The sequence below is a fragment of the Faecalibacterium sp. 7 genome, assembly GCF_049562865.1.
Taxonomy (GTDB): domain Bacteria; phylum Bacillota; class Clostridia; order Oscillospirales; family Ruminococcaceae; genus Faecalibacterium; species Faecalibacterium wellingii.
In genome coordinates this window covers 417,975-437,260 of the sequence record NZ_CP186911.1, presented here as the reverse complement: position 1 = coordinate 437,260, position 19,286 = coordinate 417,975, and the positions used below count along the sequence as shown (strand labels likewise).

Here is a 19,286-nt window from a genome sequence, read left to right as displayed (position 1 = left end):
TTGTGCCGGGCTATACAGACCCGCCGCAGCAAAAAAACGGTAACATTTCATAAAATTTTTTTGAGAATGATTTGACATTCTCCATCCGTGCTGTATACTTTAAATAATTGACTGTAATATCTGCAAACTGTAATATCTGCAATATGAACCCGTAAATGGATCGGGGCTTCTCTGCGCCGCATCTGTAAAGCAGGCAGCTGCGGCAAGTACTGCGATAGAGCGAAAGGAGAAAGTATTCTATGAGCACCCCTGCAAAGGCTTCGCTTCCCGTTATCAAGCGTCTTCCCAAATATTACCGCTATCTGCGCTCTCTGCAGGAAGACGGCATCAACAGCATTTCCTCCCGCGAGCTGGCTGCTCAGATGGGCACCACCGCTTCGCAGGTACGACAGGACTTCAACTGCATCGGCGATGTGAATGGCCGGCAGGGCATCGGCTACTCGGTGGAAAACCTGCTCTCCATTCTGGAAGGCCTGCTGTTCGGCAACGGCGACCGCCTGCCCACCATCCTGATCGGCTGCGGCCGTCTGGGCAAGGCAGTGAGCCGCTTTATCACCACCGATACCAACGGCTACCGCCTGATCGCCGCCTTTGATGTGGCACAGAGCGAGGTGGGCAAGGAGATCAGCGGCATCCAGATCCGCCATATCGACGAGCTGGAGTCTTTTTGTGCCGAGCATCACCCCAAGGTCGCAGTGCTCTGTGTGCCCCGCGACGGTGCGGAGCAGGTCAGCGGCCGTCTGGTGGATCTGGGCATCGAGGGCTTCTGGAATTTCTCCCACTATGACCTTTCGGTGTCGTATCCCGATGTGGTGGTGGAGAACGTCCATCTGGGCGACAGCCTGATGAGTCTGGGCTACCGTTTGCGCAATCAGGACTGAACGTACCTATTATAAGTAATAAGAGAACCCTCTCAGTCAAAGCCTGAGATGCCGCCGAACCCTCTCAGTCTCGCATACGCTCGACAGCTCCCCCAAAAGGGGAGCTTTATGAGTGGGGACGGGAAAGTTTCTGCTTCTCCGGCGAAGGGACAGCCTGCCCGGAAGATGCAGAAAAGCTCCCCCATCGGGGGAGCTGGCAAAGCCGTCAGGCTTTGGCTGAGAGGGTTCTTTCTGTAAGGAGAGTTTTTCAAATGGCAAAACTGTATTTCCGTTACGGCGCGATGAACAGCGGCAAGAGTACCGCCCTGATGCAGGTGGCCCACAACTACGAGGAGCAGGGGATGCGGGTGCTGATCCTCAAGCCGCAGGTGGATACCAAGGGCGGCGGTGAGCTGGTCAGCCGTCTGGGCGTCCGCCGCAAGGCCGATCTGCTGATCCCGCCGGAAACGGATGTGTTCGAGGCGGTGCGTCAGGCCAACAGCACCGCTGCCCTTGCCTGCGTGCTGTGCGACGAGAGCCAGTTCTTCACCCCGGAGCAGGCCGAGCAGCTGTTCATGGTCACGGTGGATCTGAACATCCCGGTGATCTGCTACGGCCTGCGGGCAGATTTCTCCCTCAAGGGCTTCCCCGGCTCCACCCGGCTGCTGGAGCTGGCCCACACCATCGAGGAAATGAAAACCATCTGCACCTGCGGCCGCAAGGCCATCTGCAACTGCCGCAAGGTGAACGGCAGATTCGTCTTTGAGGGCGAGCAGGTGGCCATCGATCTGGAAAACGATGTGCAGTACGTGAGCATGTGCCCCCAGTGCTATTTCAAGGCAAAGCGCGCGTTCTACGCCGAAAAAGCTGCTTCGCAGGCTGACTGAAACTTGTATACAAGGCTGCTGTGTCCAACGACACGGCGGCCTTTCTTTTTTATCCCCGGCCTACGGGCGCAGTCCACGCAGCAGCGCAAAATATGTCGCTGTCGGTGCTTTTTTACCCCCAAAAAGGGCGAAGAAGCACCGATTTCCATGCCCGCAGACCAGTGCCGGATGCCCGCCGCAAACAATTGATATATCAGAGTGAACATTTTTTGCGCTATTGATATATCAGTTTAAAGGCTCCCATCCGGGCTTTTTAAGCTGTTGTTCGTCCACAATGTATGCAACGATTCTACGTTCTGAAACGGAATGTTTACAAAATTATTGCAAAATTCGACGTTCCTCCTATGATGCATCCCAGTTTTCTATGCAAAATAGCGAAGTATACATGTTGCACAGTTTTTCGAGCCAAGTTTATTCATTTCAGCGAAGGCGTCAATTCTTGCGCGAAAACAAGAGCAATATTTGTACGTTTTTTGTTTAGATATCTGCAATTTGCGTCTTTCTTTTTGGCTGTTGTTTTGTTATCATAATTGTATACAACGGGGTATGTGCAGAACCCCCGTTCGAGATGATGTTTTCTGTATTTAGGAGGAGAACGAAAATGAGCAAGGCAATTTCTCGTCGTGATTTCATGAAGGTCACCGGCGCTGTGGGCGCTGCCGGCCTTCTGGCTGCCTGCGGCGGCAACTCTGCTGCATCCAGCTCTGCTGCTTCCACCGCTCCCGCTGCTTCTGCAGACGAGAGCCTGGCACTGTCTGACGGCCCTGTTTCCATGACCATCAGCTGGTGGGGCGGCGACAGCCGTCACGAGGCTTACCAGAACGCCATCAAGGAGTTCCAGGCTGAGCACACCAACATCACCATCGAGCCCACCTTCGCCGCATGGTCCGGCTGGGAAGAGAAGATGGCAGCTGCCTTCATCGCTGGCAACGCACAGGATGTGTGCCAGGTGAACTGGAACTGGCTGTACAACTACTCTGCCGACGGCAGCAAGTTCGTGGACCTGAACACTGTTTCCAAGTTCCTGGATCTGACCCAGTGGGATGCCGCTGCCATGGACGCCTGCTACGTTGCAAACAGCCAGCAGTGCGTGCCCGTTTCCATGACCGGCCGTATCTTCTTCTGGAACATGACCACCTTCAACAAAGCTGGCATCACCGAAGTTCCCAAGTCTCTGGATGATCTGATGGCTGCCGGCAAGGCATTCAAGGAGAAGCTGGGCGATGATTACTACCCCATGCACCTGGGCGCATACGACCGTATGATCCTGATGGTCTTCTACCTCGAGTCCAAGTACGGCAAGGACTGGGCTGATCCCGTCACCTCTACCCTGAACTACACCGAGGACGAGATCGCTGAGGGCATCGACTTCATCAAGAGCCTGGTGGACGGCCACGTCATGATGAACCTGAAGACCTACTACTCTGCAAACTCCGATACCGCTACCCACCAGTCCAACGAGTGGATCACCGGTAAGATCGCAGGCATCTTCGAGTGGGATTCCGCTGCTTCCAAGTACTCCTCCGCTCTGGATGACGCCAACAAGGACGGCTTCACCGTTGGCGAAGAGATCAAGTTCGGCGACAACAACGGCGGCTTCTCCAAGGTCTCCATGGGTCTGGCCATCACCAAGACCAGCAAGTGTGTTGCTGAGGCTGCTACCCTGATCAACTTCCTGCTGAACGAGGAGAAGGGCGCTTCCATCATGGGTTCCGAGTGCGGCATCCCCGCTTCCAAGGCTGGTCTGGCTGCTGCTCAGGCTGCCGGCGCTGTCAAGGATCTGGTCGCTGAGGCAAATGCCAAGGTCATGGCCTTCACCACCAACAAGCTGGATCCCCTGTTCGAGAACAACGACCTGAAGGCTTCCGGCACCGGCATCTATCAGGAAGTGTTCGATACCGTTGACTACGACGGCGTTGCCGGCGCAGACGTTGTCGACACCCTGCTGGACGGCATGGAGTCTGTTGGCTACACCATCGGCTAAGTACCATTTTTGAGTGCCGCCGTGTGCGGTCACGCACAGAAAAGGGCACCCTTTGACTGAACCTGAGGGGCACCTGCCGCCCGACCGGCAGATGCCCCTTTTTTGTCAGAGATATATTACAAAATCTTGACAAAGTTGTATCCAGTCTGTTACCCCTTCGTCCGTCTCATGCTCCGAAATTCCTTAAAAAGGAGGATTTCCCAGATGAAAGAAAGCAATGCTCCCGCCGTCGGGCGCACCCCGTTCCAGAAGTGGCTGGACAAATATCAGGGCCTGTTTTATCTGATCCCCTGGATCATCGGCTTCGTCGTCTTTAAGGCAGTTCCCTTCGGTCAGTCGCTGTACTACAGCTTCACCGATATGAACTTCTTCGAGAGCGGCACCAAGTTCGTTGGTCTGGCCAACTACATCACGGCCTTTACCACCACCAAGATCACCAAGGCGCTGATCATCACCTTCAAGTACGCTTTCATCACCGTGCCGCTGAAGCTGGTCTTTGCGCTGTTCATCGCATACATCCTGAACTTCAAGATCGCATGCGTCAACCTGTTCCGTACTGTGTACTACATCCCCTCCATTCTGGGCGGCTCTGTTGCTATCGCCGTTCTGTGGAAGGCTGTATTCAGTGTGGACGGCCTGCTCAACACCGTTCTGCGCGCCGTCACCTTTGGTCTGGTGCAGGGCCCCGAGTGGCTGTCTGACCCCAGCTACGCGCTGTGGATCATCTGCTTTTTGCGCATCTGGCAGTTCGGTTCTGCCATGGTGCTGTTCCTGGCTGCTCTGAAGGGCGTGCCTGCCGACCTGTACGAGGCTGCCACCATTGATGGTGCCGGCAAGTGGCGTCAGTTCTTCTCCATCACCGTTCCGATGATCACTCCCATCATCTTCTACAACCTGGTCACTCAGATCTGCCAGGCTTTCCAGGAGTTCAATGGCCCGTACATCATCACCAACGGCGGCCCCCGTGGTTCCACCACGCTGATCTCTCTGCTGGTTTACAACTACGCATTCAAGTCTTATGACATGGGTATGGCATCCGCTCTGGCATGGATCATGTTCATCATCGTCTGCATCCTGACGATCATTGCATTCACCAGCCAGAAGAAGTGGGTCTACTACTCTGACGAAAGGTAAGGTGACCAGTATGGGAATGAAAGCATCGAACAAAATCGCGACCTTCTTCAAGTATTTCGTCCTGATCCTGGTCGGCGTCATCATGATCTATCCTCTGCTGTGGATGATCAGCGCTACCTTTAAGGACAACAGCGAGATCTTTGCAGGCATCAGCCTGTGGATCAAGCACCCCACTCTGGATGGCTACCGCGGCGCTCTGAACAACTTTGGCGGTTCCATCAACATCCTGCAGGCCATGCTGAACACCTACAGCTACGTCATCCCCAAGGTGATCTGCACGGTGGTCTCCGCCTGTGTGGCTGCCTACGGCTTTGGCCGCTTCGATTTCCCCGGCCGTAAGCTGATGTTCAACATCATGCTGGCCACTCTGTTCCTGCCGCAGGTCGTTCTGAACGTGCCGCAGTACCTGCTGTACAACAAGTTCGGCTGGCTGGACAGCCCCTTCTATCTGGCCATCTGGGTGCACTGCGCATTTGCGACCGAGACCTACTTCGTCTACCAGCTGGTGCAGTTCATGCGCAATGTCCCCCGTGATCTGGACGAAGCTGCCGCCATCGATGGCTGCTCCTCCTTCCAGACCCTGTACAAGGTCATCGTGCCCATGCTGGGCCCCGCTCTGGTGTCCTGCGCACTGTTCCAGTTCATGTGGAGCTGCAACGACTTCATGGGCCCGCTGCTTTACGTCAGCACCCCCGGCAAGTATCCCATGTCCCTGTTCGTCAAGCTGTCCATGGACGGTGATACCGGTTTCGCCTGGAACAAGATCCTTGCTCTGTCGCTGATCTCCATCCTGCCGCAGCTGATCGTTTTCTTCTGCGCACAGGACCAGTTCGTTGAAGGTATCTCTGCCGGTGCCGTCAAGGGCTAAGCCCCGCGCACAAGCATAAGATCTCTGATACAAACACCCCCTGTGCCGTTCCCGTAGATGGCACAGGGGGTGTTTTTAATGATGTATTCGCCGCAGCGGAATGATCATTTCTTATGTCCTTTGCGGTACTGCAGCGGGCCGGTGCCCATCACCTCGCGGAACACCCGGCGGAAATGGGCGGCACTGGCAAAGCCGGTCTGCTCTGCCACCGCGCTGATGGACAGCTCTGTGGTCTCCAGCAGCTTCTGGGCCGCTTCGATGCGGCGGTTGTTGATGTAATCCACGATGGACTGGCCTGTCACCCGCCGGAACAACCGGCTCAGGTAGTAGGGCGAAAGATAAAACTGCGCTGCTACCTCGGTGAGGGAAAACTTCTGCCGGTAGTTGGCCGCAAGGTAGGCGCAGATCTGCTCCACCGTCTCGTTGCGGGGGCGTGCCACGGCACTGCTCTCCGCAAAGCACTCCTGCTCCACGTAGTGCAGGATCAGCAGCAGATACAGCGGGCCGGGATAATCCTGTTCGTCCATTGCACTGCTCATCATTTCCAGCAGGGTGCGTATCCGGCTGGTCCACTGCACCGGTGCATACAGCACGGTGCGCTCCCCGGGCGCAAACAGGCGGCCGAAATCCCGCCCTGCCGTGGTTTTCAGGTCATGCAGCATCCCCAGCGGAAAATGGCACCCCACGATCTGGGGCACGGCGCTGCCGGTCTGCAGAAAGCTGCAGCCGCCCGGGCCCAGCAGCACAGCGCTGCCGGGGTTTACCAGTACGCTCTGGCCGCCCGATTCCAGCATCACGCTGCCTTCGGACACCAGCAGCAGATAACAGGTGTCCTCGTCGGGCAGCAGCTCGTGGCGGTTCGCATTCAGGCGCAGGGTGGCAGCGGCCACCTTGCCGGTGATCTTTTCACGTTCTGATCTCATAATACACTTCTCATCATCTTCCGAGGGAAAACCCTCTCCGTCATCGCTGCGCGATGCCACCTCTCCCAAAGGGCGAGGTTTTATGCATTTGACCGTTCCGCTCCATAAAAGCTCCCCCCTTTCGGGGGAGCTGGCAAACCCAAAGGGTTTGACTGAGAGGGTTCTTTTTCATCATACCATGCCCAAGGCATTTGGGCAAGACAAAACCATCAGGAGGTTCTCTCATGAATCTGTCGCTTATCCGTTCCATGACGCGCAGCGCTGTTTTCGAGCTGGAAAACGACCTGTGCTACCGTCCGGCCCATCCGTTCATCGTTACCCTGAACGGCAGGACCGTCTACGAAGCCTGCAATACCAACGTGTTCTCCCTGTTCTCCCTGCTGCCCGGCACGGAATACACGGTGGGCGTGCAGGCTGAGGGCGAGAGCCTGACCTGCACCTTTACCACCGAGGCCGAGACCTTCTTTGTGGATGCATCCCGCTACGGTCTGGTGGCCGACGGCACCACGGACAACACCCTCAAGCTGCAGGCTGCCCTGTCCACCTGCCCCAAGGGCGGCACGGTGTATGTGCCGGCGGGCCGTTACCGCACCTGCAGCCTGTTCATGAAGAGCTGCACCACCCTGTACCTTGAAAAGGGCGCTGTGCTGCTGGGCGACAACGACCGCACCCACTATCCCATCCTGCCCGGTGTCATCCCCAGCGAGAACGAGGTGGACGAATACTACCTGACCGGCTGGGAGGGCAACCCTCTGAGCAGCTTTGCCGGCCTTTTGAACATCACGCAGGTGCATGATGTCGTTGTGACCGGCGAGGGCACGCTGGACTGCGACGCGGAGAACGGCGACTGGTGGGTGACGCCCAAGATCAAGCGCATCGCATGGCGTCCCCGTGCCGTGGCCATGGTGGACAGCGAGAACATCTGTCTGCACGGCATCACGGTGCAGAACAGCTACTCCTGGACCATCCACCCCATCTTCGTCAAGCACCTTGACCTGCTGAACTTCAACATCAACAACCCCTACAACGCCCCCAACACCGACGGCATCGACCCCGAAAGCTGCGAGTACATCCGCATCATCGGCGTGAACATCCATGTGGGCGACGACTGCATCGCCATGAAGGCCAGCAAGGTGTTCCTTGGCATGAAGCTGAAAAAGAGCTGCGAGCACACCGTTATCCGCAACTGCCTGCTGGACAAGGGCCACGGCGGCATCGTCATCGGCAGCGAAATGAGCGGCGGCGTCAAGGATATGGTGGTCACCCAGTGCCTGATGGACCACACTGACCGCGGCCTGCGGGTCAAGACCCGCCGCGGCCGCGGCAACACCGCCGTCATTGATGGGCTGGTGTTCCGCAATGTGGAAATGCGCGGCGTCAAGGCTCCCTTCGTTATCAACATGTTCTATTTCTGCGACCCGGACGGCCACGGCCCCTATGTGCAGTGCCGCGACGCCATGCCCGTGGACGAGTACACCCCCAAGCTGGGCAGCCTGACCATGGAGGACATCGTGGCCACCGACGCCCAGTTCGCCGGCTGCTACTTCGACGGCCTGCCGGAGCAGCCCATTGAGCGCGTTACCATGAAGAATGTCACCATCACCTTTGACCCCAACGCCAAGGAAGGTCAGGCCGCCATGGCAGATAACCGCCCGCTGGTGAAGAAGCTGGCCATCTATGCCGAAAACGTCAAGGAGATCGACCTGCACAACGTCAAGATCGAGGGCTACGAGGGCGAACGCCTGCATTTTGCCAACGTCGGCCATTTTGAGGAGGACTGAAACCATGACCCATGAAGAGATCCTGTCCATGCTGGGCGACTACGTGGACTATCTGATCGCCAATTCCAGCGCTGAAGCACCCATGTGGAACATCGAAAAGGTGCGCAGCGGAAAGCCCAACAAGTGGAACTACATCGACGGCTGCATGATCACCGCCTGCCTGAGCCTGTACAAGACCACCGGCGATGAGAAGTACCTGAGCTTTTCCAAGAACTTCATCGACTGGTTCGTGCAGGAGGATGGCTCCATCAAGACCTACGACCCCAGGGAGTACAATCTGGACAACGTGAATCAGGGCAAGAACCTGTTCACCCTGTACGATATCTTTGGTGACGAGAAGTACCGCAGGGCCATTGACACCATCCGCAGCCAGCTGGCCACCCAGCCCCGCACCAAAGAGGGCAACTTCTGGCACAAGGACATCTATCCGTGGCAGGTGTGGCTGGACGGCACCTACATGGCCCAGCCCTTCTACATGGAATACGAGACCCGCTTCAACAAGATGCAGGGCTGCATCGACAGCTACAAGCAGTTCATGAACATCAAAAAGCACATGCGGGACGAAAAGACCGGTCTGTACTACCACGGCTACGATGAGAGCCGTCAGATGTACTGGGCCGACCCCGTCACCGGCTGCAGCCCCAACTTCTGGCTGCGTGCCATGGGCTGGTTCATGGTGGCAATGGTAGATGTGCTGGAGCGGATGGACGAGCAGCTGTACAACGAGTACCGCGGCATCATGGCAATGCTCAAGCAGACCATTGAGGATGTGCACAAGTTCCAGGACGAAAAGACCGGCATGTTCTGGCAGGTGATGGACCACCCCGGCGTGGAGGGCAACTACCTCGAGACCAGCGGCACCGCCCTGTTCGCTTACGCCGTGCTCAAGGGCGTGCGTCTGGGCTACCTGCCCAAACGCATGGCTGCATGGGCCGAAAAGGCCTTCTACGGCACCTGTGACAAGTACCTCTCCAAGAACCCGGACGGCAGCCTGCAGCTGGACGGCATCTGTCTGGTGGCGGGTCTTGGCGGCAAGGATCACCGCGACGGCTCTCTGGCTTACTATTTCAGCGAGCCGGTGGTCTGCAACGACGCCAAGGGCGTGGGCCCGCTGGTGCTGGCCTACACCGAAATGATCGCCAGAAAGTAAAACTTTCAACAGCAAGGCCCCGCTCCTGTGGAGAACAGGGGCGGGGCCTTGTTTGCTGCCGAAAAGTATGTTAAACTGAGAATGCCGCTGAAAAGCGGCGGATAGGTGCTGTGTTCTGAACGCAGGCGGCTCCCTTGCCGGTATCAGCTCGTTTCATGTTCCCATGGAATGAACGGATTGCCGGGAGGCTGGCTTTTTGAAGTTGAACCTCCCACTCGTGCAATGCGAGAGAGGAGGAATGTCCCATGACATTGTCGGAATTGCTCTTACTGCTGACCCTTCTGGTCGCAGTTGGTTCCCTGATCATCAGTGTGGTCAACACTACATTTGACATCGCGTGGAAAGTGTCTCACGACAGGCAGAACGATGACAACAAAAAAAGCGAATGACCGCCTTCTAGTTCCCCAACCGGATACGGTTACTCGCTTTTTGTGAGTGATACGCGGTAAGGAGCTGGCTGTCAGGCACAGCACCTTTTCCGTTTTCTATTTTCAGTATAGTGATTTTCTGCCCGCCTGTCAAGCGGGCTTTTTGTATTGCAGAGCAAAACAGGTTCAGCTGTTCTTCTCCCGCTCCTCCTGCAATACAGCCGTCACCTTCTGCATGATGTCCACGGCGCGGCGCAGCTCATCGTCGCCCAGCTCCGTGCGCAGGCGGGCATAGCAGCGCTTCATAAAATCGCGTTCTTCGGCCATCAGCTCCACCGCCTTGCTGGACAGCTCCACGTAGGTGCGGCCCGCCTCGCGGTCGGTCTTCCACGCCACAAGGCCCTTGTCCTGCAGTTTTTCCACCGCCTTGGACAGCTCGGTGATCTTCAGCCCCATCACTGCAGCCAGATCTGCCAGATAGATCGTTTGCTCCGGGTGCTGGTCGGCCTCCATCTTGATATAGTACAAAATCAGATAGTCGGCCCGCTGGATGGTATTGAACACCCTGTCTGCATCAAAATTGTGCAGAAAGAACCATTCTTCCGGGTGATGTTTCAGTTCCATATCGTTTCCTCCTTCAGAAGCGGTTTTTTGTCCTCGATCCTGCTTGCAAAAGCAGCATCTTACCGTTCATTGCGGCGGATATATTCGTGGTCGCCGCCAAGGCTCTTGTAGGCCGGGCGGATGATCTTGTTGGCACTGAGCAGCTCCTCAATGCGGTGGGCGCTCCAGCCCGTCACGCGTGCCACGGCAAACAGCGGGGTGTACAGCTCCATGGGAATGCCCAGCATATCGTAGACAAAGCCGCTGTAGAAGTCCACGTTGGGGCTGACGCCCTTGAAGATCCTGCGCTCTTCTGCGATCAGCTGCGGGGCCATCGTTTCGATCTTGTTGTAGAGGGCAAGGTCTTTGTCCCGGCCTTTTTCGTGGGCCAGCTGCTCCACATAGCCCTTGAACACCACCTCGCGGGGGTCGCTGAGGGAGTAGACTGCGTGGCCCATGCCGTAGATTAGGCCCTTGCGGTCAAAGGCCTCGCCGTGCAGCAGTTTTTTCAGGTAGGCTTCCAGCTCCTCGTCGTCCTCGGTGTCATGCAGATTTTCGCGGATGTTCTGCATCATCTGCATCACCATCAGGTTGGCGCCGCCGTGGCGCGGGCCCTTGAGGGAGCACAGCGCTGCCGCCATGGCAGAGTAGGTATCGGTGCCGGAGGATGTGACCACACGGGTGGTAAAGGTGGAGTTGTTGCCGCCGCCATGCTCTGCATGCAGCAGCAGGGCCACATCCAGCACCCGCGCTTCCAGCTCGGTGTACTTCATATCCGGGCGCAGCATCCGCAGGAAGTTCTCTGCGGTGGAAAGGGTCGGGTCCGGACGGTGGATGTACATGCTTCCGTCCTTTTCGTAGTGGTTGTAGGCGTGGTAGCCGTACACGGCCAGCATGGGGAAAATGCCCGTCAGCTGGATGCTCTGGCGCAGCACATTGGAGATATCCAGATCGTTGGCCATGGGGTCGTAGGAGGCCAGCGTGAGCACGCTGCGGGCCATGGAGTTCATGATATCATGGCTGGGTGCCTTCATGATGACATCCCGGGTAAAGTTTGTGGGCATGGTGCGGCACTCGCCCAGCACCCGGCAGAACTCCTCCAGCTTTTCCTGCGTGGGCAGTTCGCCGAACAGCAGCAGGTAGGCCGCCTCTTCAAAGGCAAACCGGCTGCCGGACGATCCCGGATCAGGTCCTTGACATCATAGCCGCGGTAAAGCAGCTGGCCGTCCGCCGGCTTTTTTACGCCGTTCACATACTGAAAGGCGCGGATATCGGAAATATTCGTCAGGCCCGCCAGCACGCCCTTGCCGTTTTCGTCGCGCAGGCCCGCCTTGACGCCAAATTCCCGGTAGAGATCTTTGGCGATGCGGTCATGCTCGGCACACAGCGGCTGCTGCTGGTCGAAATATCCCATCACGTTCTGCAGATGATCCATAGGTGTGTTGCTCCTTTCCTACTGCCGTCCTGCCCGAAAAACCGTATTGATTCGGGACGGCATTCACTTACATTCAGAATACTCTTCCAGATTACAAAAAGGATATTTCGGTGTCAAGGTACTGTTTGTAAATAAAAAAAGAACAAAACCGGAAAGCAGAAAGCTGCCGGATGCGTGTTTGCCTTTTTGAAGAGAGTCAGAACGCAGCGGAGGCCGGTCTAAATCGCTTTCTTTCTCTGTGCGGGATTGCGAAAATCCCACAGGTGCGGTATACTTAAAACCACTTTATTTTAAAAAAGCAGGGAGGTGAGGTGGATGATCGGTGCTCCAAGGCCGCTGCCGCTGGCAAAACCGGCAGCCATTGATACGGCACAGGCCGCACGATATTTTGGTGCCCGCGGTGAGCCGGACGAAAAAACCATGGCGCTGCTGGAAACATGTGCCCTGCCGCTGCTGGCGGCGGCAACGCCCCGGGCGGTCTGGCTGGAAGCGGACACGGCTGCCCTTGCCGAAGCCGGCATCCTGCGGGGCGGGGACGTGATGCGCCATCTGGAAGGATGTCCGCAGGCGGTGCTGCTGGCTGTGACGCTGGGGCCCGGCGTGGATGCACAGATCCGTCGTGCCGGTGTGGGCGATATTGCGGCGGGCGTAGCGTCCGACGCGCTGGGCAGCGCGCTGGCTGAGCAGGCCGCAGACGCGGCAGAAGCGGAGCTGCGCCAGTGGGCCGCAAAAGAGGGAAAGTATCTCACCGGGCGGTTTTCGCCCGGCTACGGTGACTGGGATATCGCGGTGCAGCCGCTGGTGGCAAACGCGCTGGACACGGTGCGCCGTGCAGGCCTGTGCGTCACCGACACCAATCTGATGACTCCGCGCAAGAGCGTGACGGCCATTCTGGGGGTCAGCGGCCACCCGGTAAAGGGAAAACTGGCCGGGTGCGGCCACTGCGTGCTGCGCACCCGTTGCGAATACAGAAAGAGGGGAAAGACCTGTGCAAGCGAGTGAACTTTTCAAACAGAGCAATACCGTCCTGCTGGACGGCGGCATGGGCACCATGCTGCAGGCTTCGGGCCTGAAGCTGGGTGCAAAGCCGGAGGAACTGAACATCACCAACCCGGAGCTGATCGAGAGCATCCATGCAAAATATGCCGCTGCGGGCAGCCGCATTGTCAACGCCAACACCTTTGGCGCATCGGCCCACAAGCTGGCGGGCAGCGCCTACAGTCTGGAAGAGATCATTGCGGCGGGCATCGCCAACTGCAAGCGCGCCTGTGCGCCCTACGGTGCCCTGACCGCGCTGGACGTGGGCCCGCTGGGCGAACTGCTGGAACCCAGCGGGACGCTGGCCTTTGAGGATGCGGTGAGCGAGTACGCCCGCATCGTCCGGGCAGGTGCTGCCGCCGGGGCCGACCTTATTTTCTTCGAGACCTTTACCGACCTTTACGAGCTGAAAGCCGCTCTGCTGGCCGCAAAGGAAAACAGCACCCTGCCCATTCTGGCCAGCATGAGCTTTGAAGCCGGCGGGCGCACCTTTACCGGCTGCACGGTGGAAAGCTTCGGCGTGACCGCCCGCGGTCTGGGGGCCAACGCGGTGGGTATCAACTGCTCACTGGGTCCCAAGATCTTCCCCATGGCAAAGCGTCTGGCGGAGGCTGTGCCCGGCGATTTCCCGGTGTTCGTCAAGCCCAATGCGGGCCTGCCCCGGGCCGACGGCAGCGGCTACGATATCACCCCGCAGCTCTTCGCCATGGAAATGAAGCCCTACCGGGAGCTGCATCTGTTCGCGGCGGGCGGCTGCTGCGGCACCACGCCGGAGTTCATCAAGCTGCTGAACAGCGTTTTTGCAGGCTGCGTACCCGGCCGTCCGGCCCACAAAATGCCCTCGGTGCTCTGCACGCCGGTGGACTTTGTCAATGTGGACGGTATCACGGTGGTGGGTGAGCGCATCAACCCCACGGGCAAAAAGCGCTTCCAGCAGGCACTGCGGGAAGAGAATATGAACTACGTTCTGGAACAGGCGGTCAGTCAGGTGGAGGCCGGGGCTCAGGTGCTGGACGTGAATGTGGGTGCACCCGGCGTGGACGAGCCTGCCCTGATGCCCAAGGTGGTTAAGGCCCTGCAGAGCGTCACCAGCCTGCCGCTGCAGCTGGACTCCTCCAATGTAGAGGCGCTGGAAAACGGTCTGCGCGTGTACAACGGCAAGCCCATCGTCAACTCCACCAACGGCGAGCAGGAAAAGCTGGACGCCATTCTGCCCCTGTGCAAAAAGTACGGTGCGGCCATCGTGGGCCTTGCCATCGATGAGCGGGGCATCCTGCCTGCCGCCGAGGACCGTGTGGCCATTGCCCGCCGCATCACGGAGGCGGCTCTTGCCGCCGGCATCCCGCGGGAGGACATCTACATCGACTGTCTGACCCTGACCGCCAGCGCCCAGCAGAAGGACGTTCTGGCCACCGTGCAGGCGCTGGAAGCCTGCAAAAAGGAGCTGGGGGTGCGCACCATTCTGGGTGTGTCCAACATCAGCTTCGGCCTGCCCTGCCGCCCCTATCTGAACACCACCTTCCTCACCATGGCCATGTACGCCGGGCTGGACCTTGCCATCATGAACCCTTCCAGCGAGGAGATGATGGCGGCGGTGTATGCTTACAACGTGCTGACCAACCGCGACCCGCAGAGCACCAAGTACATTGAGCGGTATGCCGACCGTGTGCCTGCATCCGCAGCCATCCGGCAGGCCGCGCAGGCGGTGCCTGCGGCTTCGGCATCCGGTGAGAGCGCAGAGCTTACCGGCCCTTATGCCCTGCTGATGAAGGCGGTGGAAAAGGGCCTGAAGGGTGATGCTGCCGCCCAGACCAAGGCACTGCTGGCCGAAAAGCAGCCGCTGGAAGTGGTGGACGAAGCACTGATCCCGGCGCTGGACATCGTGGGCGCAAAGTACGAGAAGGGCACGCTGTTCCTGCCGCAGCTGCTGCAGGCCGCAAGTGCGGCCCAGAGCGCCTTTGAAGAAATCAAGAATGTCATTGCCCAGAAGGGCGAGGGCAGCGCCAGCAAGGGCCGCATCGTGCTGGCCACCGTCAAGGGCGACGTGCACGACATCGGCAAGAACATCGTCAAGGTCATTCTGGAAAACTACGGCTTTGAGGTGATCGATTTGGGCCGTGATGTTCCGGTGGAGACGGTGGTGAACACCGTGCGGGAAAAGAATGTGCACCTGGTGGGCCTTTCTGCCCTGATGACCACTACCCTCAAGAGCATGGAGGAGACCATCGCCGCCCTGCACGAAGCGGGCTTGGACTGCAAGATCATGGTGGGCGGTGCCGTGCTGACCCCGGAATATGCCGAGAAGATCGGCGCGGACTGGTACGCCAAGGATGCCAAACGCAGCGCCGACATCGCCAAGGAATTTTTCGGGGCGCAGTAAGCGCTATGTGGGCAGGCCAGCAGGGAGCTTTCTCCGCGAACAGCCCGGGACTCCAGTCCCGCCCCAACGCTTACGCGCTGGGGCCCCTTTGAAAACACCTGAAAATCTATTTGCAAATTGTTCAAAAACTCCACAAAGAAATGCCACGATTGTCTGGTAGTATAAGGGTGCAGTCAGGGAGATGCAAAGACACCTCCCAAAAGCCGACAAGGGCTTTCCTCTGCGGGGGCCGGTGCTTTGGGCACGACCCAGCAGATCCTTATTAAAACACTGTCCCCCGTCCCATGCCAGGCAATAGCCCGGGCGGCGGACAGACTACCAAATCCCTCCTGATCCACCGCAAAGTTCGGGAGTTCTCATACCGCAGCCAGCACCGCTTTATCCTCCTTTCCACGGTGCTGGCTGCTTTTGTTTTTACCTGAATGCAACAGAACGATTGGGAATAGCCGCCGCGTGCGCTTTGGCTGTTTTAGCGGAAATTCTATTATCATTCGTTGAGCCTCGGAAAAATCTGCGGATTTTTCCGAGGCTCTTTTTCACGGATAGGGTCGAAGCGAGATACTTCATCTGAATGCAAAAAGCAAAGCAAGAACGAGTGCAAGACGAAATTGGTTTATACAGTTCGTTTTACTTCACTGCGTTTCGCCCAGTTGTTACTGATTTTATCTGCCAGCAGAGAGCCGCAGGCCCCCACTGCAAGGCCCAGTGCCACGCCGCCCAGAATGTCGGTGGGAAAATGTACATACAGGTACATCCGCGTGAAGCCGATGAACCCGGCCAGCACAAGAGCCGGGACGCCGAGCTTGCGGTTCTGCAGCCAGAGCGCAAAGGCAGCGGCAAAGGCGGAGGATGTGTGTCCGGAAGGGAAGGACCAGCCATGGGGCCGGGCCACCAGCGTGAGCATCTCCGGACGGAGGTCGCAGGGGCGCGGGCGTGCGAACAGCGGCTTTAAGGCGCAGTGGCCTGCCAGCATGTAAAGGCCCAGCGCCAGCGCCATGGCCAGCCCGGCCCGGCGGGTGCGCCGGAACGCCAGCAGCACCGCCGTGAAGGCGATCCAGATCTCGCCGTGGGCACCGGCCTGATCGAAAAACACCGCCAGTGCATCCAGCACCGGACAGCGCAGAGCCTGCAAGGCATCCAGAAGGGTAAATTCAAAGGACATGGATAAAGCCTCCCTGCTTGTTGTTCTTGCCCTTATGGTAACATGGAACCGGGCAGAGAATAAGAACAAGGCTTGTACAAAGGATAAACAAATCTTAAACCGGCAGAAAAGATGTCGGAAACAGGATGAAACCGGAATATAGCAACGAAATACTACAAATTGTAAATAGAAAAGAAGCCCTGCGGTGCTGGACGCAGGGCTTTTTGCATCCTTTACTGCATCTGGTCAAGGGTGGGGTAGCTGTCGATGGCACCGTGCTGCTGCACGCTGATGCCGCAGAACTGGTTGGAAAAGGCAAGATATTCGCAAAGACGGGCACGGCTCAGCTTTTCCAGCTTGTTCCGCGTTACGCCGTCACGTTCCAGCTGCCACAGAAAGGAGCCGATGAAGCCGTCGCCCGCACCGGTGGTGTCCACAGCCCGGACTTTCCGGCAGGGGGCAAAGCCATGGGCGGTGCGGGTGTAGGCGTGGGCACCGCTGCTGCCGCAGGTGTAGACCACCAGCTGCACATCACCCACGAACAGCTGCGGCAGGGCGGCTTCGATGTCCGCAGTGCCGGTGAGAAATTCCAGCTCTTCATCCGAAATTTTGAGGATGTTGGAAAGCGGCAGGAACTGCAGCACCGTCCCGCGCAGCATGTCGCGGTCCGGCCAGAGGGGAAAGCGCAGGTTCGGGTCAAAGCTGACGATGCTGCCGGCCTCCCGGGCGGCGGAGATGGCCGCAAGGTGGGCGTAGCGCATGGGGCTGTCTACCAGCGAGACACTGCAGAAGTGCAGGGCAAAGGCATCGGCAAACCATGCCGGGTCGATCTGCTCCGGAGAATAGAGCAGATCGGCAGAGGGCTTGCGGTAGAAACTGAAGGTGCGGCTGCCGTCCGCTTCCAGACTGACGAAGGCAAGGGCTGTGCTGGCCTTGTCGGTAAAGGCCAGATGGGAGAGGTCGATGCCGCAGTCTGCCAGCTCCCGGGCGATCTTATGGCCGAAAGGGTCATCGCCCAGCTGGCTCAAAAAGGCGCTTTTGCCGCCCAGCCGGGCGAAGGCTGCGCACACATTGGCCGGTGCGCCGCCAGTGCGCGGGCTGAACGAGGGCACCTCGTCAAAAGAGCAGCCTGCTCTGGACGGGATCATATCAATGAGTGCTTCGCCAATGGAAAACAGTGTGCTGCCGGACATAGAGAACCTCCCAAATTAAGATGCTGGTAATAAAAGGCTTCCCCCGGCGCGGGGGATGGCTTTGTGACCGCTCCCAGTGTAAGGGCCAGAGCCCGGGCTGTCAATGCTTTTTTGCACGGTGCAGGGCGTTTTTGTGTTGACTTGCATTTTGGGGTGTGCTAAAATATGCCGGTATGCGTAAAAAATGCCATGAAAGGGAACTTGGATGAACCTGACAAAGCAATTCTTCAAATATGTATCGCAGAACATTTTCGGTCTGCTGGGCACCTCGTGCTACATTCTGGCCGATACCTATTTTATCTCGCAGGCGGCGGGCACCGACGGCGTCACCCTGCTCAACCTCTGCCTGCCCATCTACAACTTCATCTTTGCCATTGGTGCCATGGTCGGGATTGGCGCAGCTACCCGCTACGCCATCCTCAGGGCACAGGGCGATGAACGCTGTCAGCGGTATTTTTCCAACGCCATCTTCTGCGCCTGCGCGCTCAGCGTGCCGTTTTTGCTGGCGGGCATTTTTGCGCCGGGCAGCCTGCTGCGGCTGATGGGCGGCGACGCGGAGATCGTGGCGCTGGGCATTCCGTATGCCCGCATTTTCCTTATGTTCACGCCGTTTTTCATGTGCAACTACATCGTGTCGGCCTTTGTGCGCAACGACGGCGACCCCTCCCTTGCCATGGTGGCTACCCTGAGCAGCAGCCTGTTCAACGTGATGTTCGACTACATCTTTATGTTCCCCATGGGTCTGGGGCTGGCCGGTGCGGCGCTGGCCACCGCCGTGTCTCCCATCATCAGCATTTCTATCTGCAGCCGGCACTTCTTTAAAAAGGAGAACGGCGTGGAGTTCGTGCGCCGGATGCCCTCGGTGAAGCTGCTGGGGCAGAGCTGCCAGCTGGGCATTTCCGGCTTTGTGGGCGAGATGAGCTCCGGCGTTACCACCACCGTGTTCAACCTTCTGCTGCTGGGGCTGGCGGGCAATGTGGCCGTGGCGGCCTATGGCGTGGTGGCGAACTTTGCGCTGGTGGCAACGGCCATCTTCAATGGCGTAGCACAGGGTGCACAGCCGCTGGTGAGCGAGTGCTACGGCAAAGGCGACCGGGCCGGGACCAGAAAGCTGCTGCTCCTCGGCAGCGGCACAGCGCTGGTGTTGGCCGCTGTGCTGTACAGCGTGGTCTTTGGTGCCACCGATGCGCTGGTGGGCATATTCAACAGCGAGAACTCCGTCCGGATGGCCCAGTTTGCCCACATGGGGATGCGGCTGTACTTTGTCGGCTACTTCTTTGCCGGGTTCAACATCGTGGCGGCGGGCTACCTGAGCGCTACCGACCGCCCGGCAGAGGCGTCCATCACCTCCATCTGCCGCGGCATGGCGGCCATCGTGGTCTGCTCGCTGGTGCTGAGCCGCCTGTTCAGCATGAACGGCGTATGGGCGGCGTTCCCGGTGTCGGAGCTGCTGACGGCCCTGCTGACCCTGTTCCTGCTGCTGCGGCGAACAAAGACAGAATAAGGCACGGATGCCCCCACGGAGATGCGGATAAAATGTA

15 protein-coding genes and 1 pseudogene are annotated in these 19,286 nt (G+C 58.3%); 11 read left to right on the top strand and 5 right to left on the bottom strand.

What is annotated here, in order from left to right:
- Nucleotides 1–239 precede the first annotated feature (239 nt).
- The 5 genes from ACKXF7_RS02305 (at nt 240) to ACKXF7_RS02285 (ending at nt 5,733) form a co-directional block, all read left to right on the top strand.
- A complete protein-coding gene (locus ACKXF7_RS02305) occupies nt 240–881 on the top strand; it encodes a redox-sensing transcriptional repressor Rex (protein WP_339395461.1) in 642 nt (213 codons plus the stop codon).
- Between the two features lie 251 nt (nt 882–1,132).
- Entirely contained in the window at nt 1,133–1,747 is a 615-nt protein-coding gene (locus ACKXF7_RS02300) for a thymidine kinase (protein WP_249237982.1), read from the top strand.
- Between the two features lie 601 nt (nt 1,748–2,348).
- The gene (locus ACKXF7_RS02295) at nt 2,349–3,731 is read left to right on the top strand and encodes an ABC transporter substrate-binding protein (RefSeq protein WP_423742020.1); all 1,383 of its coding nucleotides are present in this window, start codon (nt 2,349–2,351) and stop codon (nt 3,729–3,731) included.
- 204 nt (nt 3,732–3,935) lie between these two features.
- Nucleotides 3,936–4,865 carry a carbohydrate ABC transporter permease gene (locus ACKXF7_RS02290; protein ID WP_154259430.1) on the top strand — a complete coding sequence of 310 codons (930 nt, stop codon included), beginning with the start codon at nt 3,936–3,938 and terminating at the stop codon, nt 4,863–4,865.
- A 10-nt stretch (nt 4,866–4,875) separates the two neighbouring features.
- Complete coding sequence (locus ACKXF7_RS02285; protein ID WP_005942942.1) at nt 4,876–5,733, top strand: carbohydrate ABC transporter permease; 858 nt, start codon at nt 4,876–4,878, stop codon at nt 5,731–5,733.
- Between the two features lie 104 nt (nt 5,734–5,837).
- On the opposite strand, the gene ACKXF7_RS02280 is transcribed toward ACKXF7_RS02285, so the two are convergent.
- Nucleotides 5,838–6,656, bottom strand: coding sequence for a helix-turn-helix domain-containing protein (locus tag ACKXF7_RS02280; RefSeq protein ID WP_423742019.1), 819 nt, complete (start codon nt 6,654–6,656; stop codon nt 5,838–5,840).
- Between the two features lie 224 nt (nt 6,657–6,880).
- On the opposite strand from ACKXF7_RS02280, the gene ACKXF7_RS02275 reads away from it, so the two are divergent.
- The 3 genes from ACKXF7_RS02275 (at nt 6,881) to ACKXF7_RS02265 (ending at nt 9,976) form a co-directional block, all read left to right on the top strand.
- A complete protein-coding gene (locus ACKXF7_RS02275; RefSeq protein ID WP_423742018.1) occupies nt 6,881–8,437 on the top strand; it encodes a glycoside hydrolase family 28 protein in 1,557 nt (518 codons plus the stop codon).
- Between the two features lie 4 nt (nt 8,438–8,441).
- A complete protein-coding gene (locus ACKXF7_RS02270) occupies nt 8,442–9,587 on the top strand; it encodes a glycoside hydrolase family 88/105 protein (protein ID WP_423742017.1) in 1,146 nt (381 codons plus the stop codon).
- 245 nt (nt 9,588–9,832) lie between these two features.
- Nucleotides 9,833–9,976: a hypothetical protein gene (locus tag ACKXF7_RS02265; RefSeq protein ID WP_423742016.1), complete on the top strand. Its 144-nt coding sequence runs from the start codon at nt 9,833–9,835 to the stop codon at nt 9,974–9,976.
- A gap of 165 nt (nt 9,977–10,141) precedes the next feature.
- Here the strand turns inward: ACKXF7_RS02265 and ACKXF7_RS02260 are convergent, their stop codons facing one another.
- Both ACKXF7_RS02260 and ACKXF7_RS02255 read right to left on the bottom strand, forming a co-directional pair.
- Entirely contained in the window at nt 10,142–10,579 is a 438-nt protein-coding gene (locus tag ACKXF7_RS02260; RefSeq protein WP_249237987.1) for a MarR family winged helix-turn-helix transcriptional regulator, read from the bottom strand.
- A gap of 59 nt (nt 10,580–10,638) precedes the next feature.
- Nucleotides 10,639–11,972, bottom strand: a pseudogene (locus ACKXF7_RS02255) (citrate/2-methylcitrate synthase).
- A gap of 336 nt (nt 11,973–12,308) precedes the next feature.
- On the opposite strand from ACKXF7_RS02255, the gene ACKXF7_RS02250 reads away from it, so the two are divergent.
- Together ACKXF7_RS02250 and ACKXF7_RS02245 are read left to right on the top strand one after the other, a co-directional pair.
- Entirely contained in the window at nt 12,309–12,995 is a 687-nt protein-coding gene (locus tag ACKXF7_RS02250; RefSeq protein WP_249237989.1) for a methionine synthase, read from the top strand.
- Nucleotides 12,982–15,411, top strand: coding sequence for a homocysteine S-methyltransferase family protein (locus ACKXF7_RS02245; protein WP_423742015.1), 2,430 nt, complete (start codon nt 12,982–12,984; stop codon nt 15,409–15,411). Before ACKXF7_RS02250 ends, ACKXF7_RS02245 begins: the two co-directional genes overlap by 14 nt.
- A gap of 613 nt (nt 15,412–16,024) precedes the next feature.
- Here the strand turns inward: ACKXF7_RS02245 and ACKXF7_RS02240 are convergent.
- Nucleotides 16,025–16,573: a phosphatase PAP2 family protein gene (locus ACKXF7_RS02240; RefSeq protein ID WP_423742014.1), complete on the bottom strand. Its 549-nt coding sequence runs from the start codon at nt 16,571–16,573 to the stop codon at nt 16,025–16,027.
- 212 nt (nt 16,574–16,785) lie between these two features.
- Nucleotides 16,786–17,745 carry a carbohydrate kinase family protein gene (locus ACKXF7_RS02235; RefSeq protein ID WP_423742013.1) on the bottom strand — a complete coding sequence of 320 codons (960 nt, stop codon included), beginning with the start codon at nt 17,743–17,745 and terminating at the stop codon, nt 16,786–16,788.
- 205 nt (nt 17,746–17,950) lie between these two features.
- Here ACKXF7_RS02235 and ACKXF7_RS02230 point away from each other — a divergent pair, with 205 nt between their 5' ends.
- Nucleotides 17,951–19,249: an MATE family efflux transporter gene (locus tag ACKXF7_RS02230; RefSeq protein ID WP_423742012.1), complete on the top strand. Its 1,299-nt coding sequence runs from the start codon at nt 17,951–17,953 to the stop codon at nt 19,247–19,249.
- Nucleotides 19,250–19,286: the final 37 nt, after the last annotated feature.

Coding starts and splice junctions, on each gene's coding strand:
- ACKXF7_RS02290 (WP_154259430.1), top strand. CDS start 3,936: ATGAAAGAAAGCAATGCTCCCGCCGTCGGGCGCACCCCGTTCCAGAAG.
- ACKXF7_RS02295 (WP_423742020.1), top strand. CDS start 2,349: ATGAGCAAGGCAATTTCTCGTCGTGATTTCATGAAGGTCACCGGCGCT.
- ACKXF7_RS02300 (WP_249237982.1), top strand. CDS start 1,133: ATGGCAAAACTGTATTTCCGTTACGGCGCGATGAACAGCGGCAAGAGT.
- ACKXF7_RS02235 (WP_423742013.1), bottom strand. CDS start 17,745: ATGTCCGGCAGCACACTGTTTTCCATTGGCGAAGCACTCATTGATATG.
- ACKXF7_RS02260 (WP_249237987.1), bottom strand. CDS start 10,579: ATGGAACTGAAACATCACCCGGAAGAATGGTTCTTTCTGCACAATTTT.
- ACKXF7_RS02285 (WP_005942942.1), top strand. CDS start 4,876: ATGGGAATGAAAGCATCGAACAAAATCGCGACCTTCTTCAAGTATTTC.
- ACKXF7_RS02280 (WP_423742019.1), bottom strand. CDS start 6,656: ATGAGATCAGAACGTGAAAAGATCACCGGCAAGGTGGCCGCTGCCACC.
- ACKXF7_RS02250 (WP_249237989.1), top strand. CDS start 12,309: ATGATCGGTGCTCCAAGGCCGCTGCCGCTGGCAAAACCGGCAGCCATT.
- ACKXF7_RS02275 (WP_423742018.1), top strand. CDS start 6,881: ATGAATCTGTCGCTTATCCGTTCCATGACGCGCAGCGCTGTTTTCGAG.
- ACKXF7_RS02230 (WP_423742012.1), top strand. CDS start 17,951: ATGAACCTGACAAAGCAATTCTTCAAATATGTATCGCAGAACATTTTC.
- ACKXF7_RS02270 (WP_423742017.1), top strand. CDS start 8,442: ATGACCCATGAAGAGATCCTGTCCATGCTGGGCGACTACGTGGACTAT.
- ACKXF7_RS02305 (WP_339395461.1), top strand. CDS start 240: ATGAGCACCCCTGCAAAGGCTTCGCTTCCCGTTATCAAGCGTCTTCCC.
- ACKXF7_RS02240 (WP_423742014.1), bottom strand. CDS start 16,573: ATGTCCTTTGAATTTACCCTTCTGGATGCCTTGCAGGCTCTGCGCTGT.
- ACKXF7_RS02265 (WP_423742016.1), top strand. CDS start 9,833: ATGACATTGTCGGAATTGCTCTTACTGCTGACCCTTCTGGTCGCAGTT.